Here is a 13,524-nt window from a genome sequence, read left to right as displayed (position 1 = left end):
GAATGCCGACCGGTCGGTATGGACATCTGCACCTCGTGTCGGTAGAGATGGGGGCATGCGCATCTCCGTGACGATCTTCCTCACCGATGAGACGATCACTCCGACCCGGCTCGCCCGTGAGCTGGAGCAACGCGGCTTCGCCGGGCTCTATCTGCCCGAACACACCCACATACCCGTGGAGCGGACCACCCCGTACCCGATGGGCGGTGACCTGCCGCCCGAGTACAGCCGCACCCTCGACCCCTTCGTCGCCCTCGGTCAGGCGGCGGCCGTCACCGAAACCCTCGCGCTCGGCACCGGCATCACCCTCGTCGCCCAGCACGACCCGATCGACCTCGCCAAGCAGGTCGCGACCCTCGACCACCTCTCCGGCGGCCGTTTCACCCTCGGCGTCGGCTTCGGCTGGAACGTCGAGGAAGCCGCCGACCACGGCGTCGAATGGCGTACGCGGCGGGAGCTGGGCCGCGACCGGATGGCGCTGATGCGGGCCCTGTGGTCGCCCGAACCGACCGCGTACGAGGGCCGGTTCGACTCCGTGCGGGCCAGCCACGCCTACCCCAAGCCCGTCCAGAAGCCGCGCGGCCCCCTCGTCGGTCCGCGCACGCTCATCGGGGGAGCGGCGGGACCCAAGCTCTTCTCGCACATCGCCGAGTACGCGGACGGCTGGCTGCCGATCGGGGGCCGGGGCCTCACCGAGTCGCTGCCCGTGCTGCGGACCGCCTGGACCGAGGCGGGCCGCGACGCCGAGGCCCTCCAGGTCGTGCCCTACGCCGTGCTGCCCTCCGCCGGCAAACTCGCGCACTACGCCGACCTCGGCATCGAGGAGGTCGTCCTGCAGCTGCCGCCGGCCGGCGAGGGGGACGTACTGCGCGTACTGGACGAGTTCGCGCCGTACTTGTAGGAGCTTGCCAGGACGCCACAGGCGTACCGCCGGTGTGCCGTTTGTGACGAGGCACACCGGTAATGCCTGATCACTGCGATCGTATGCTCGGAGGATGACGACTTCCGCGACCTCCGGAACCGGGCCCACCGAGAACGCCATGCGTCGCGCGCTCAAACGCGCCCGCGACGGCGTCGCCCTCGACGTCACCGAGGCCGCCGTGCTGCTCCAGGCGCGCGGCGCCGACCTGGACGACCTGACCGCGTCCGCCGCCCGGGTGCGTGACGCGGGCCTCGCGGCGGCGGGCCGCCCCGGCGTGATCACGTACTCGAAGAGCGTCTTCATCCCGCTCACCCGGCTGTGCCGGGACAAGTGCCACTACTGCACGTTCGTCACCGTCCCGGGCAAGCTGCGCCGGGCCGGGCACGGCATGTTCATGTCCCCGGACGAGGTGCTCGACATCGCCCGCAAGGGCGCCGCGGCCGGCTGCAAGGAAGCCCTGATCACCCTCGGCGACAAGCCCGAGGACCGCTGGCCCGAGGCCCGCGAATGGCTCGACGCGCACGGCTACGACGACACGATCGCGTACGTACGGGCCATCTCGATCCGCATCCTGGAGGAGACGGGCCTGCTGCCCCACCTCAACCCGGGTGTCATGTCGTGGACCGACTTCCAGCGGCTCAAGCCCGTCGCGCCGAGCATGGGCATGATGCTGGAGACGACCGCGACCCGGCTGTGGTCCGAGCCCGGCGGCCCCCACCACGGCTCGCCGGACAAGGAGCCGGCGGTCCGGCTGCGCGTCCTGGAGGACGCGGGCCGCTCCTCCGTCCCCTTCACCAGCGGTCTGCTGATCGGCATCGGCGAGACGCACGAGGAGCGCGCGGACGGCCTGTTCGCGCTGCGGCGCGTCTCCCGGGCCTACCACGGCATCCAGGAACTGATCATCCAGAACTTCCGCGCCAAGCCCGACACGGCGATGCGCGGCATGCCGGACGCCGAGCTGGACGAACTGATCGCGACGGTCGCCGTGGCCCGGCACATCATGGGCCCCGCCGCCTGCCTCCAGGCACCGCCCAACCTCGTCGACTCCGAGTACGCGCGGCTGATCGGCGCCGGGATCGACGACTGGGGCGGGGTCTCGCCGCTCACCATCGACCACGTCAACCCCGAGCGACCCTGGCCGCAGATCGACCTGCTGCGCGAGCAGTCCGCCGAGGCGGGCTTCGAACTGCGCGAACGCCTCTGCGTCTACCCCGAGTTCGTGCGGCGGGGCGAGCCGTGGCTGGACCCGCGGCTGCTCCCGCACGTCCGGGCGCTCGCCGACCCCGAGACCGGGCTCGCCGTGCCGGACGCGGTCGTGGAGGGCCACCCGTGGCAGGAGCCCGAGGAGGCGTTCACCTCGTCGGGGCGGACGGATCTGCACGCGTCCATCGACACCGAGGGCCGCACCTCCGACCGGCGCGAGGACTACGACCACGTGTACGGCGACTGGGAGGCGCTGCGGGAGGCCGCGGCGCCCGGGATGGTCCCCTCCCGCATCGACACGGACGTACGCGGGGCCCTCGCGACGGCCGCCGACGACCCGACCCGCCTGACCGACGACGAGGCCCTCGCCCTGCTCCACGCGGACGGTCCCGCCCTGGACGCGCTCTGCCGGATCGCCGACGACGTCCGCAGATCGGCGGTCGGCGACGACGTCACCTACATCGTCACGCGGAACATCAACTTCACCAACGTCTGCTACACCGGCTGCCGGTTCTGCGCCTTCGCCCAGCGCCGCACCGACGCGGACGCCTACACGCTCTCCCTGGACCAGGTCGCCGACCGCGCCGCGCAGGCCTGGGACGTCGGGGCGGTCGAGGTCTGCATGCAGGGCGGCATCCACCCCGACCTGCCGGGCACCGCCTACTTCGACATCGCGCGCGCCGTGAAGGCCCGCGTCCCCGGCATGCACGTCCACGCCTTCTCGCCGATGGAGGTCGTCAACGGCGCCACCCGTACGGGTATGTCCATCCGCGAGTGGCTGACGGCCGCCAAGGAGGCGGGCCTCGACTCCATCCCCGGCACCGCCGCGGAGATCCTCGACGACGAGGTCCGCTGGATCCTCACCAAGGGCAAGCTCCCGACGGCGACCTGGATCGAGGTCGTCACGACGGCCCACGAACTCGGCATCCGCTCGTCCTCCACGATGATGTACGGGCACGTGGACCAGCCCCGTCACTGGCTCGGCCACTTCCGTACGCTCTCCCGGATCCAGCAGCAGACGGGCGGCTTCACGGAGTTCGTCACCCTGCCCTTCATCCACACCAACGCGCCCGTGTACCTGGCGGGCATCGCCCGGCCCGGCCCGACGACCCGCGACAACCGCGCGGTGATCGCGATGGCCCGGCTCCTCCTCCACCCCCACATCCCCAACATCCAGACCAGCTGGGTGAAGCTGGGCACGGAGGGCGCCGCCGAGATGCTGCGCTCCGGCGCCAACGACCTCGGCGGGACGCTGATGGAGGAGACCATCTCCCGTATGGCGGGGTCGAGTTACGGCTCGTACAAGTCGGTGAAGGACCTGATCGCGGTGGCGGAGGCGGCGGGCCGCCCGGCGAAGCCCAGGACCACGCTGTACGGGAAGGTGCCGGACGAGCGGCAGCGGGCGGCGGAGCTGTCGGACGGGCACCTGCCGGAACTGCTGCCGGTCCTGGAGTGACCGGAAGCGGCGGCCGATCCCGGAGTGACCGGAGCGGCCGCCGGTTCTGGAGGGAGTTCCCCGTCGGAGTAGGATGATCGGACCCTCCGACGGGGTGTGTCAGAGCTGAGGAGATGCGTGCCCGTGCCTGCCCGACGGCTTCCCTCGTGGGCCTGGGTCACCGGTCTGACCGCGGCCGCTCTGGTGCTGGTGGCCGTGCTGGCCGTCAAGGCCGAGAACGGGCCCCAGCCGACCGCCTCGGCGAGCAAGAAACCGACCGCCTCGGCCAGCGCCAAGCCCTCCGCCTCACCCGACGAGTCCGCGCCGGTCGCGGTACCGGACGGCTCCGGCACGGGACGGCGGATCGTCTACTCCCTCGCGCAGAAGCGGGTGTGGCTGGTCGACGCGAGCGACGCGCCCCGGCGCACCTTCAAGGTGTGGCAGGGGACGGTGAGCCCGGACCCGGGCACGTACACGGTCGGCACCCGGCGCGAGGCCGCGACCGGCAGCGACGGCGTGGAGATCGAGAACATCGTCTACTTCGCCGTCGCGTCCGGGGTCAACGTCGCCTTCTCCAACGCCCTCGACGGCTCCTCCCCGCCGCCGCCCGAGTCGGGCGCGCAGACGGGCGGGGTCCGGATGAAGGCGGCCGACGGGGACGCGGTCTGGAAGTTCGGCACGGCGGGCACGACGGTCGCGGTCGTGAAGTAGCGGCTTCCGCCCTCCTCGGCTCTCAGCCCTGTTCCGTGTCGGTCCACGCGTGGAGCTTGTCCGGGTTGACCACCAGCCACAGATTGCTGATGCGGCCGTCACGGACGTCCACCCCGACGACGGCGACCGTCGCCCCGGCGATGCGCACCGCGACCCCCGGGAAGCCGTTGACGCCCTCCTCCACGGCCTCCAACCCGGGCTCCTTGCGCAGGAGACCGAGGAGGAACCGGGCCACCTTGTCCTGGCCGACGACCGGTCGCAGGGCGGCGCGCACCCTGCCGCCGCCGTCGCTGCGCGCCTCGACCGCGGGATCGAGCAGGGCGACGAGCGCGTCGAGATCGCCGGTCCCGCACGCGTCGAGGAACGCGGAGACGACCTGCCGGTGCTCCGTCGTGGTGCCGCCGACGGGCCGCCGCTCGGCGAGCCGCCGCCGGGCCGAGGCGGCGAGCTGGCGGCAGGCCGCGGGGGACCGGCCGACGGTCTCGGCGATCTCGGCGAACGGCACCCCGAAGACGTCGTGGAGGACGAAGGCCACGCGCTCCGCGGGGGTGACCGAGTCCAGGACCACGAGCATGCCCATGCTCACCGACTCGTCGAGCGTGACCCGGTCCGCGGGATCGCTTCCGGCGATCCCGCCGCCCGCGCTGGTCCAGGTGGTGGCGCCGCCGTCCCTGACCGGCTCGGGCAGCCACTCGCCGGTGTAGCGCTCACGGCGGACGCGCGCCGAGGCCAACTGGTCGAGGCAGATCCGCGAGGCGACCCGGGTCAGCCAGGCCAGCGGCGCGACGATCGCGTCCTGCTCGGCCTCGGACAGGGCGTACCAGCGGGCGTACGTCTCCTGGACGACGTCCTCGGCGTCCTGCACCGAGCCGAGCATGCGGTAGCCGAGGCCGAGCAGCCGACGCCGCTCGGCCATGAGGGAGCCGAGGCCGGACCCGGGACCGTTCACTCGCCCGCTACCCCCTTCGCACGGTCGGGTACGACATTCTCGGCCAGCCACTCGTCGAAGGTCTGGCTGCCGCGGGCGCCGGGCCCGGTCGGCAGATTGCCTCCCTCGACCATGGCAGTGCCCGCCCTGCCGGGCATCTTCACCGGCAGCAGCAGCCGGCGCCGACCCCGGGCCCGGACCAGCTGGCGGGCCATGTCGACGAGCTCCTCGACCCGCGGCCCGGCCAGCTCGGGGGCCATGCCCTGCGGCGGTCCGAGGACGAGTTCCACGAGGTGCCGGGCGACCTCGCGGGCCGCCACCGGCTGCGTACGCATGCGGGGGACCACCGCGAGCGGCCCGGGGACCCGGTCGAGGACCTGCGCCGGGAACTCGTGGAACTGCGTGGCACGCAGCACGGTCCACGGCACCGCCCCGCTCTTGGCCACGGTCTCCTCCTGGCGCAGCTTGCCCTGGTAGTAGCCGAAGCCGACGCGTTCGAGGCCGACGATCGACAGGACCACGTGGTGCCGCACGCCGACCCGGGCGCCGGCGTCCAACAGGTTGCGGCTGACGTTCTCGAAGAACGCGATGGACTTCCCGGCGCCGGTGGTCTGCAGATTGCTGACGTCGACGACGGCCTCGACCCCCGTCATGACGGCGTCGAGGCCCGCGCCGGTCACGAGGTCGACACCCCGTGACCTGGCCAGCACGACCGGCTCGTGCCCGGCCGCCGTCAGCTCCTCGACGACGTGACCCCCGACCAGCCCGGTCCCACCCGCTACCGCGACGCGCACGACGAACCTCCCTCTGCCGGTACGGACTTCGCCGGTACGGGCTTCGCCGGACCGGATTTCACGGGTACGAGCAGAACGGCCGAGGCCAGCAGCAGCGCCGTCAGCAGGACGACGTTGAGGACCTGGTCGCGCGTGCCGTACATGCCGAGATGCTGCATGTGATAGCTGAGATGCAGCACGTTGAAGACCAGCCACACCGCGCCGGTCGTCTGCACCAGCCGGTTGTTCCGTACGGCACTCAGCGTGATGGCCGTCAGCATCGCCAGCGCGAGGAACATGGCCCCGGCGTCCTTGGCGAGGTGTTCGTTGTACGGGCCCAGCTGAGGCAGCCAGCTCATCCCGAAGCCGGGAAAGCCGGCATGCCATTCCTTCGGCGCGAAGTAGGCCCAGATGCCTGTGTAGAGCGCGGTCCCGGCGAGAAAGCCGAGGACGGCGTACCGGATTTTCGTGTTCATGCCTGTATGACGAGACAGCCCTCGAAAGTGTGAGGTGAGGACGTTCGGGCCGGTGGAACGGTCACTGCCCGAGCAGTTCGGCGAGGAGGGCGCGGACGCGCCGCTCGATCTCGTCCCGGATCGGCCGGACGGCCTCGACGCCCTGTCCTGCCGGGTCGTCGAGTTCCCAGTCGAGGTACCGCTTGCCGGGGAAGACGGGGCAGGTGTCGCCGCAGCCCATGGTGATCACCACGTCGGACGCCTGCACGGCCTCCGTCGTCAGGAGCTTCGGCGTCTCGGCGGACAGGTCGATGCCCGCCTCCGCCATGACCCGGACGGCGGCCGGGTTCACGGTGCCGGCCGGCGCGGACCCGGCGGAGCGGACCTCGACGCGGCCCTCGGAGAGGTGGGTGAGGAAGGCGGCGGCCATCTGCGAGCGGCCCGCGTTGTGGACGCACACGAAGAGCACCGACGGTTTCGCGGCGCGGGCGTCGGGCACGCCCGGCGCGTTCACGAGGCGGAGCCCGCGGTGGCGGGGACGGCGGTGGCGTCGGCCGGTGCGGTGGGGCGGGTCAGGGCCGCGGCGAGCTTGTCGGTCGTCGCGGGCAGCAGCCGGTAGTACACCCACGTACCGCGCCGTTCGGAGTCGATCAGCCCGGCCTGCTTCAGCAGCTTCAGGTGGTGGGAGATCGTCGGCTGCGACAGCTCGAAGGCCGGGGTGAGGTCGCAGACGCAGATCTCCCCGCCGGCCTGTGAGGCGATCATCGACAGCAGCCGCAGGCGGACCGGGTCGCCGAGCGCCTTGAACGCCTTCGCCAGTCCGACGGCCCGTTCCTCGTCCAGCGGGGCGGTCAGCACGTCCGGGCAGCAGCCGTCGGCGCCGTCCCGGCCGAGCACCACAAGTTCTTGTTTCGACATGCCTCTATGTTGACGTTTTTCGATCCAAGACGCAAGGTTGAATCGAAGAACGTGAATCCAGCTTGGTCGGGGCATGTTGGTGAGCCCCGCCGTGCCCAGTCACAAGGAGCGAGTCATGACCGAGACCGATCAGTCCGACGACCTGCGCGAGACCGTCCGCCGGCGTTACGCCGAGGCCGCGATCCAGGTGGCCGAGGGCGGCACCGGCTGCTGCGGACCGGCTGCCGTCGAGATCGACGACAACTTCGGCTCAGCCCTCTACGCCGGCGGCGAGCACGAAGTGCTGCCCGCCGAGGCCCTCGCCGCCTCGCTCGGCTGCGGCAACCCCACCGCCGTGGCCGACCTCCACGAGGGCGAGCGGGTCCTGGACCTCGGATCCGGCGGCGGCATCGACGTCCTGCTCTCCGCCCGCCGGGTCGGCGCCACCGGCAGGGCGTACGGGCTGGACATGACCGAGGAGATGCTCGCCCTGGCCCTGGCCAATCAGCGGAGGGCGGGCGCGACGAACGTCGAGTTCCTCAAGGGCACCATCGAGGCGATCCCGCTGCCCGCCGCGACGATCGACGTCGTGATCTCCAACTGCGTGATCAACCTGTCCACCGACAAGCGGTCGGTCTTCGCCGAGACCTTCCGCGTCCTGCGGCCCGGCGGCCGGATCGGCGTCTCGGACGTCGTCGCCGACGACACCCTCACCCCCGGACAGCGGGCCGAGCGCGGCGACCACGTCGGCTGTATCGCCGGTGCCCTCTCCTTCGCCGAATACCGCGAAGGGCTGGCGGCCGCCGGGTTCACGGACATCGAGATCACCCCGACGCACTCCGTCGCCGACGGGATGCACTCCGCCACCGTCAGGGCCGCCAAGCCCCGGGCCACGGAAGCCGGAGCGGGCGCGGCCGTCGCAGGGTCGTGAGTGGCGTGCGGGTCACCGCGGGTCCGGGGGAGGGGCGGCGCTGTCGTTCCTGCGGGTCGAGGGATCGGCCAGGGCGACGTGCGCGGTGACCCGCTTGCCGGTCGGTCCGAGGTGGATGGACAAGTCCTCGGTGACGGCCTGGACGATCTCCAGGCCGTGCCGTCCGACGCGCTGAGGGTCGGAGGTGTGGACGGTGGGCCGTGCGCGGACGCTGTCCTGCACGGTCACCTCCACCGCGGCGCCCGCGATGCGCAGTTCCAGCAGCGCGGGGCCGGGGGCGTGTTTGCGGGCGTTGGTGACCAGTTCGCTGACGACCAACTGGGTGAGGCCCACGGCGTGGGCGGAGACGGCGACCCCCTGGTCGGTGCGGGCGCGGGTGAGGAAGTCGGCGGCGAAGCGGCGCGCCGCGGCGATGCACGAGGTGTCGCCGTTCAGTGCCATGGCAGTGGATATGACCGGCGCGTCCGGTTCGCTCTCCCCGTCGACTGACCGCACGTCTTTTGCCCGCCTCCGAGTTCACTGGCCCCGGCCCGGTACCCGACGGCCCCCTCCATGCGACTCTTGCAGCAGCGGGCCGACCGGTCGAGCATGTGCGCCGACACTCCTGGAACCGGCTCGTGCGCGCTCGGATTCGAGCCGCATCAGCGAACGCAGCGAGGACACCGTGACCCAGTCACATCCAGCACAGCCCGGCGGCCGAGTGTCGGCCAGCCGCACCACTGTCGACGGCGTGCACGTCGTCACTCTGTGCGGTGACCTGGATCATGATTCGCGTGATCGCGTCGAGGAGGCACTGCAACGGCCGGCCGCAGACGTGCCGCAGCGGACCGTGGCCGACCTGACCGGCGTGACCTTCATGGATTCCAGCGGCGTCAACGTGCTCATCATCGCCTACAAGGCCGCCGCGGCCACCGAGGGCTGGGTCCGCGTGGCAGGCGCGCGACCGTCCGTGCGGCGCGTACTGGAGCTGGTCGGCCTCGACACGGTCATCCGCTGCTATCCGACCGTCGAGCAGGCTCTCCGGCACTGACCGCTGATTCCGCGGGCCGCCGGCCGCCCTCGCGGTCAGGGCTCGGCGAGCTGGAGGCTCTGGGTCTCGTGCCAGCCGCGGGACGCGAGCCGTCCGGGGAGGTCGAGTTCGGGTCCGGCCCGCAGGGTCAGCCGGCCGGGCGGCGGCAGGGTGTCGGCCGCGCTGACCAGCGTTTCGAGTGCGCTCTGGGAGAGGTAGTGGACGCCGGTGAGGTCGACGGTCACGTCCTGGTGCTGCCGGCGGCAGGACTGCAGGGCCAGGGTGAGGGGGATCTGATGGACTCCCATGACCTGGCCGTAGAGCTTGATGCCCGGCTCGTGGCCCAGCGGCTGGATGAACATGAGGTCGTCGATGAAGTATTTGGACATGGCTGGATTTCCCATAGCCATGCACCGGCGGGGAAGCGGGAGGTGACCGTGGTCTGGGGGCGCAAGCCGCGGCGGTTCCTCGTGCGATGCCGAAGAAGCGGGATCAAGGTCCCGCGGAACACAGCCGCTGACGTAGGGGCGTCCCTCGGGCCCCGAGCGATCGCCGGACCACGACGCCGTAGCAACGGCGACCGAAGGTCTCACGGACTGCCTTCAGGCTAGGCCTGAATATGCCTCCGGCGACAGCCCGTTTCAGGGCGAGTGGGTATGACGGTTCATGGCCTTCCCGCCGGGCCTCGGGATGCGGGCGACGGTGGGCCCGCGTCGACGAGGCAGCCGCCGGCACCCCGACGGGCCGCGGCCGACCCGTCAACTCCTGGGCCCCGCACGCCAAGTTGATCCACACTGGGACCCGTACAGGACCCGGCGTGGCGAGGAGGCGGACCGGTGGCGCAGGCAGGGCCGTCGCGGCAGGAGCTGATCCAGCGGGGCAACCGGGCCGGATTCGTGGGCCGGGACGCCGAACGGGCCGCGTTCCTCGCGAACTTCGACATCCCGGTCGGAGACCCCCGGCAGCGCTTCCGCTTCCATGTGCACGGCACCGCGGGAGTCGGGAAGACCTTCCTGGTCCAGGAGTTGCGGCAGCTCGCACGCGAACGCGGGGCGCTGACGGCGTACGTCGACGAGCGGGCCGGCAGCGTGCCGGAGGCGATGGCCGAGATGTGCCGTCAGTTCGCGGACCAGGGCCGGCGGTTGAAGGACCTGGAACGGCGGCTCGCCGTGTACCGGGAGCGGCGGCACGAGGCGGAGGCCGCCGCCCTCGCCGCACTGGCACCGGAGAACCAGCAACCACAGGCGCAGCCACAGCCCGCTTCCGCCGGGAGCAGGACCGCCGTGGGGCTCGGCCTCGCAGCCGTGGAGGCCGCCGTACCGGGCGCCGGACTCCTCACGAGCGCCCTGCCCGCCGACCTGCTCGCCCAGCGCGCGGACCGCCTGCGCACCGGCCTGAGCGCCCGCTTCCGCAACCCCGACGACATCGAACTGGTGATGTCCCCGGAGAAGGTGCTCACCCCGGTCCTGCTCCGCGAACTGCGCGCGGCGGCCTCCGCCACCACCTGGATCGTCCTGTTCTTCGACACGTACGAACGGACCGGACCCTTCCTCGACCCGTGGCTGCACGAGACGGTCACGCGCCACGAGGCGGACGGCGGACTGCCCGCCACCGTCGTGGTGGTCACCGCGGGACAGCGCCCCCTGGACACCGCACGCTGGAGCGGCGCGGGCTCCGTGGCGGACGTGTCGCTGGCGCCGTTCACCGAGTCCGAGTCGCGCGGGCTCCTCGCCGGGAAGGGAGTCGTCGCCGAACCGGTCGTCAAGGAGGTGCTGCGCCTCACCGGCGGCCTGCCCGTCCTCGTGTCGACGCTCGCGGAAGCCCGCCCCGGCGCCCCGGACGACGTGGGCGACCCGAGCGCCACCGCCGTCAAACGCTTCCTGCAGTGGGAGACCGACGACACCCGCCGCCAGGTCGCCCGGCTCTGCGCGCTGCCCCGCCGACTGGACGCGGACGTGTTCCGGGCCCTGGTCGACCACCCGGACGGCGAACCGGTCACATCGCACGGCCGGGCCGAACTGGACGCGCTGTACGACTGGTTGACCGGGCTGCCCTTCGTCGGCGAGCGCGGGGGCCGGGTCCGGTACCACGACGTCGTACGGGCTCCGATGCTGCGGCTGGAGCGGCGCCGGTCCCCGCGGGAGTGGACCGGACGGCACCGGCGGCTGGCCGGCACGTTCGCCCACTGGCGGGCCGAGACCGAGGCCGGCCGGGAGACCGAGAACCTGTGGGCCGACGAGGAGTGGCGCGAGCTGCGCCTGGAGGAGACCTACCACCTGCTCTGCGCCCGGCCCCCCGCGGCGCTCGGCGCGGCCCTGTGCGAACTGGTCGAGGCCTGCCGGGAGGACGCCGTCGTCGGCCGCGGCTGGGCGCGGATGCTGGAGGACGCGGGCCACGCCACGGACAACACCGACCTCACCGAGTGGGGCGCCCGGCTGGGCGAGGCGCTCGACGACGACACGGCCGGGATCGCCACGGCGATGGGCCTGCTCCTGGCCCGGCCGGGACCCGACACGGCCGGCCGGGCGCTCGCACACACCCTGCGGGGCAGGGAACTGCGCTACGGCGGCGAGCACCGGCAGGCCCTGGAGGAGTACGACCGCGCCCTGGAGCTCGATCCGCGACTCGCCTGGGCCCACTACGGACGCGGCTGGACCCATCAGCTGCTGGACGACTTCCCGGCGGCCCTCGCCGCACTCGACCGGGCGGACGAACTGGCCCCCGGCACCGTGTGGATCATCGCCGCACGCGCGGAGACCTACCGGCTGGCCGGCCGCTTCGAGGAGGCCGTCGCCGACTTCGACCGGGCCGTCGCCCTCGACCCGACCGACGCCGACCCGCTGACCGGCCGAGCCGTGTGCCGCCACGCACTCGGGCGGTACGACGAGGCGCTCGCCGACTTCAACCGCGCGCTGGGCATCGAGGCGGACAACCCCTGGGCGCTGGTGCGCAGGGCCCGCCTGCGCCGCACCAGGGGCGAACCGGACAGGGCGTTCGCCGACTTCGACGAGGCGGTCCGCGTCGCGCCCAACGCGCACTGGGTCGCGTCGGAACGGGGGGACGCCTACCGGCTCGCCGACCGCCCCGAGGAGGCCGTCACCGAACTGACCCGCGCGCTCACCCTGAAGCCCGACTACGCCTCCGCACTGGCGAGCCGCGGAGCGGCCCTGTGCGACCTGGGCCGGTACGAGGAGGGCCTGGCCGACTTCGGCCGGGCCGTCGAACTGCGGCCCGACTACGCGTGGGCGCTGGTGATGACGGCCCGCGCGAAGGACGAACTCGGCGACCGGACCGCCATGTTCGAGTACCTGGAGCGGGCCGTCGGGGCCGCCCCGGACCTCGACTGGATCAGCGTCGAACTGGGCGTTGAGTACCGGAGGGAGGGCCGGTACGAGGAAGCGGTCGCCGTCTTCCGCCGCGTACTGGACCGGAGCCCGGACGACCGCCTCGCACTGACCGGCCTCGGCGGCACCCACCTCCTCATGAGGCAGTACGAGGACGCCCTCCGGTACCTGGACCGCGCCCTTGAGCTGGACCCGGACGACGGCTGGTCGTACGCGACCCGCGCGCGCGTCGGCCTGGCGACCGGACGCACCGAGCGGGCCCTCGCCGACCTGGACCGCTGCGCCGCCCTGGAACCGGCGTCGCAGGCGGCCTGGGCGCGCCGCGCGGCCGTCGAGCTGCTGACGCAGTGCGGCCGCTGGGACGAGGCGTCCGCACGGCTGGCCGACGCGGACCGGGCGGCGCGGCCCGGCGACGACCTGGAAGACCTGCGCTGCGAGGTCCACCGCCATGCCGGTCGGTGGCCGCAGGCACGCCGTGCGGCCGAGCGGCTGCGCGCGACGGAGCCGATCCCGGGCACCTTCGAACTGGCGATGACCGTCAGCCGGTCGGAGGGCCTGCCTGTCGCCGAGCCCCTCTGGCGCGAACTCGCGACCCTGGTCCGCGCCGACGCCGAGCTGCCGGAGGCGGACAGCGCGCTGGGCGACGTGGAACGCGCCCAGTCCCGCTGCTTCCTGGCCTGCGCCCTCGCGGACTGGCACACCGCGACCCGGGCCCTGTCCGACCTCCTGGCCACACCTCCCGCCTGGGACGACCTGGCCAACCTCACCCTGATCCTCACGGACCTCCTGGCCAGCCCAGGTGCGGACCGCTCTCGCATCGAGCCCGTACTGGCGGAAGCAACAAGATCCCGAGAAGAGATCAAGTCCCGCCACGAACAGTAGGAGCCGCCCCCAAAGGGGCGCGGGGAACGGCGTG

13 protein-coding genes are annotated in these 13,524 nt (G+C 72.6%); 6 read left to right on the top strand and 7 right to left on the bottom strand.

The features are described from left to right. The first annotated feature begins 55 nt into the window (after positions 1-55). The 3 genes from OHS59_RS19860 to OHS59_RS19850 all read left to right on the top strand — a co-directional run bounded on the left by OHS59_RS19860 (position 56) and on the right by OHS59_RS19850 (position 4,271). Entirely contained in the window at positions 56-901 is an 846-nt protein-coding gene (locus OHS59_RS19860) for an LLM class F420-dependent oxidoreductase (protein WP_328494750.1), read from the top strand. 94 nt (positions 902-995) lie between these two features. Next, on the top strand, positions 996-3,581 hold the full coding sequence (locus OHS59_RS19855) for a bifunctional FO biosynthesis protein CofGH (protein WP_328494749.1): 2,586 nt from the start codon (positions 996-998) through the stop codon (positions 3,579-3,581). Positions 3,582-3,698: 117 nt separating this feature from the next. Further along, positions 3,699-4,271, top strand: a complete 573-nt coding sequence (locus OHS59_RS19850) for a hypothetical protein (protein WP_443061469.1) — start codon at positions 3,699-3,701, stop codon at positions 4,269-4,271. Positions 4,272-4,293: 22 nt separating this feature from the next. Here the strand turns inward: OHS59_RS19850 and sigJ are convergent, their stop codons facing one another. The 5 genes from sigJ to OHS59_RS19825 form a co-directional block, all read right to left on the bottom strand. After that, on the bottom strand, positions 4,294-5,187 hold the full coding sequence (sigJ, locus tag OHS59_RS19845) for an RNA polymerase sigma factor SigJ (protein ID WP_328499282.1): 894 nt from the start codon (positions 5,185-5,187) through the stop codon (positions 4,294-4,296). A gap of 29 nt (positions 5,188-5,216) precedes the next feature. Then, positions 5,217-5,993, bottom strand: a complete 777-nt coding sequence (locus OHS59_RS19840) for an SDR family oxidoreductase (RefSeq protein WP_328494747.1) — start codon at positions 5,991-5,993, stop codon at positions 5,217-5,219. Continuing rightward, positions 5,978-6,448 carry a hypothetical protein gene (locus tag OHS59_RS19835; protein ID WP_328494746.1) on the bottom strand — a complete coding sequence of 157 codons (471 nt, stop codon included), beginning with the start codon at positions 6,446-6,448 and terminating at the stop codon, positions 5,978-5,980. The genes OHS59_RS19840 and OHS59_RS19835 overlap by 16 nt, the downstream gene beginning before the upstream one ends. Positions 6,449-6,509: 61 nt before the next feature. After that, positions 6,510-6,926, bottom strand: a complete 417-nt coding sequence (locus tag OHS59_RS19830; RefSeq protein WP_328499281.1) for an arsenate reductase ArsC — start codon at positions 6,924-6,926, stop codon at positions 6,510-6,512. An 11-nt stretch (positions 6,927-6,937) separates the two neighbouring features. Next, the gene (locus OHS59_RS19825) at positions 6,938-7,345 is read right to left on the bottom strand and encodes an ArsR/SmtB family transcription factor (protein ID WP_328494745.1); all 408 of its coding nucleotides are present in this window, start codon (positions 7,343-7,345) and stop codon (positions 6,938-6,940) included. A gap of 115 nt (positions 7,346-7,460) precedes the next feature. On the opposite strand from OHS59_RS19825, the gene arsM reads away from it, so the two are divergent. Next, positions 7,461-8,255: an arsenite methyltransferase gene (gene arsM / locus OHS59_RS19820; protein WP_328494744.1), complete on the top strand. Its 795-nt coding sequence runs from the start codon at positions 7,461-7,463 to the stop codon at positions 8,253-8,255. Positions 8,256-8,267: 12 nt separating this feature from the next. On the opposite strand, the gene OHS59_RS19815 is transcribed toward arsM, so the two are convergent. Further along, positions 8,268-8,696: an ATP-binding protein gene (locus tag OHS59_RS19815; RefSeq protein WP_328494743.1), complete on the bottom strand. Its 429-nt coding sequence runs from the start codon at positions 8,694-8,696 to the stop codon at positions 8,268-8,270. Between the two features lie 223 nt (positions 8,697-8,919). On the opposite strand from OHS59_RS19815, the gene OHS59_RS19810 reads away from it, so the two are divergent. Beyond that, on the top strand, positions 8,920-9,285 hold the full coding sequence (locus OHS59_RS19810; RefSeq protein WP_328494742.1) for an STAS domain-containing protein: 366 nt from the start codon (positions 8,920-8,922) through the stop codon (positions 9,283-9,285). Between the two features lie 35 nt (positions 9,286-9,320). Here OHS59_RS19810 and OHS59_RS19805 read toward each other — a convergent pair whose 3' ends face one another. Continuing rightward, complete coding sequence (locus OHS59_RS19805; RefSeq protein WP_328494741.1) at positions 9,321-9,653, bottom strand: hypothetical protein; 333 nt, start codon at positions 9,651-9,653, stop codon at positions 9,321-9,323. Between the two features lie 447 nt (positions 9,654-10,100). Here OHS59_RS19805 and OHS59_RS19800 point away from each other — a divergent pair, with 447 nt between their 5' ends. Further along, on the top strand, positions 10,101-13,490 hold the full coding sequence (locus OHS59_RS19800) for a tetratricopeptide repeat protein (RefSeq protein ID WP_328494740.1): 3,390 nt from the start codon (positions 10,101-10,103) through the stop codon (positions 13,488-13,490). Positions 13,491-13,524 lie beyond the last annotated feature (34 nt).

This window comes from Streptomyces sp. NBC_00414, assembly GCF_036038375.1.
Classification (GTDB): domain Bacteria; phylum Actinomycetota; class Actinomycetes; order Streptomycetales; family Streptomycetaceae; genus Streptomyces.
Note: the sequence above shows the minus strand (reverse complement) of the source record. Positions and strands in the feature narration are given on the sequence as shown.

Excerpts from the sequence above, each read along its gene's own strand:
- arsM (WP_328494744.1), top strand. The coding sequence starts at position 7,461 with ATGACCGAGACCGATCAGTCCGACGACCTGCGCGAGACCGTCCGCCGG.
- OHS59_RS19835 (WP_328494746.1), bottom strand. The coding sequence starts at position 6,448 with ATGAACACGAAAATCCGGTACGCCGTCCTCGGCTTTCTCGCCGGGACC.
- OHS59_RS19805 (WP_328494741.1), bottom strand. The coding sequence starts at position 9,653 with ATGTCCAAATACTTCATCGACGACCTCATGTTCATCCAGCCGCTGGGC.
- OHS59_RS19855 (WP_328494749.1), top strand. The coding sequence starts at position 996 with ATGACGACTTCCGCGACCTCCGGAACCGGGCCCACCGAGAACGCCATG.
- OHS59_RS19860 (WP_328494750.1), top strand. The coding sequence starts at position 56 with ATGCGCATCTCCGTGACGATCTTCCTCACCGATGAGACGATCACTCCG.
- OHS59_RS19815 (WP_328494743.1), bottom strand. The coding sequence starts at position 8,696 with ATGGCACTGAACGGCGACACCTCGTGCATCGCCGCGGCGCGCCGCTTC.
- OHS59_RS19825 (WP_328494745.1), bottom strand. The coding sequence starts at position 7,345 with ATGTCGAAACAAGAACTTGTGGTGCTCGGCCGGGACGGCGCCGACGGC.
- sigJ (WP_328499282.1), bottom strand. The coding sequence starts at position 5,187 with ATGGCCGAGCGGCGTCGGCTGCTCGGCCTCGGCTACCGCATGCTCGGC.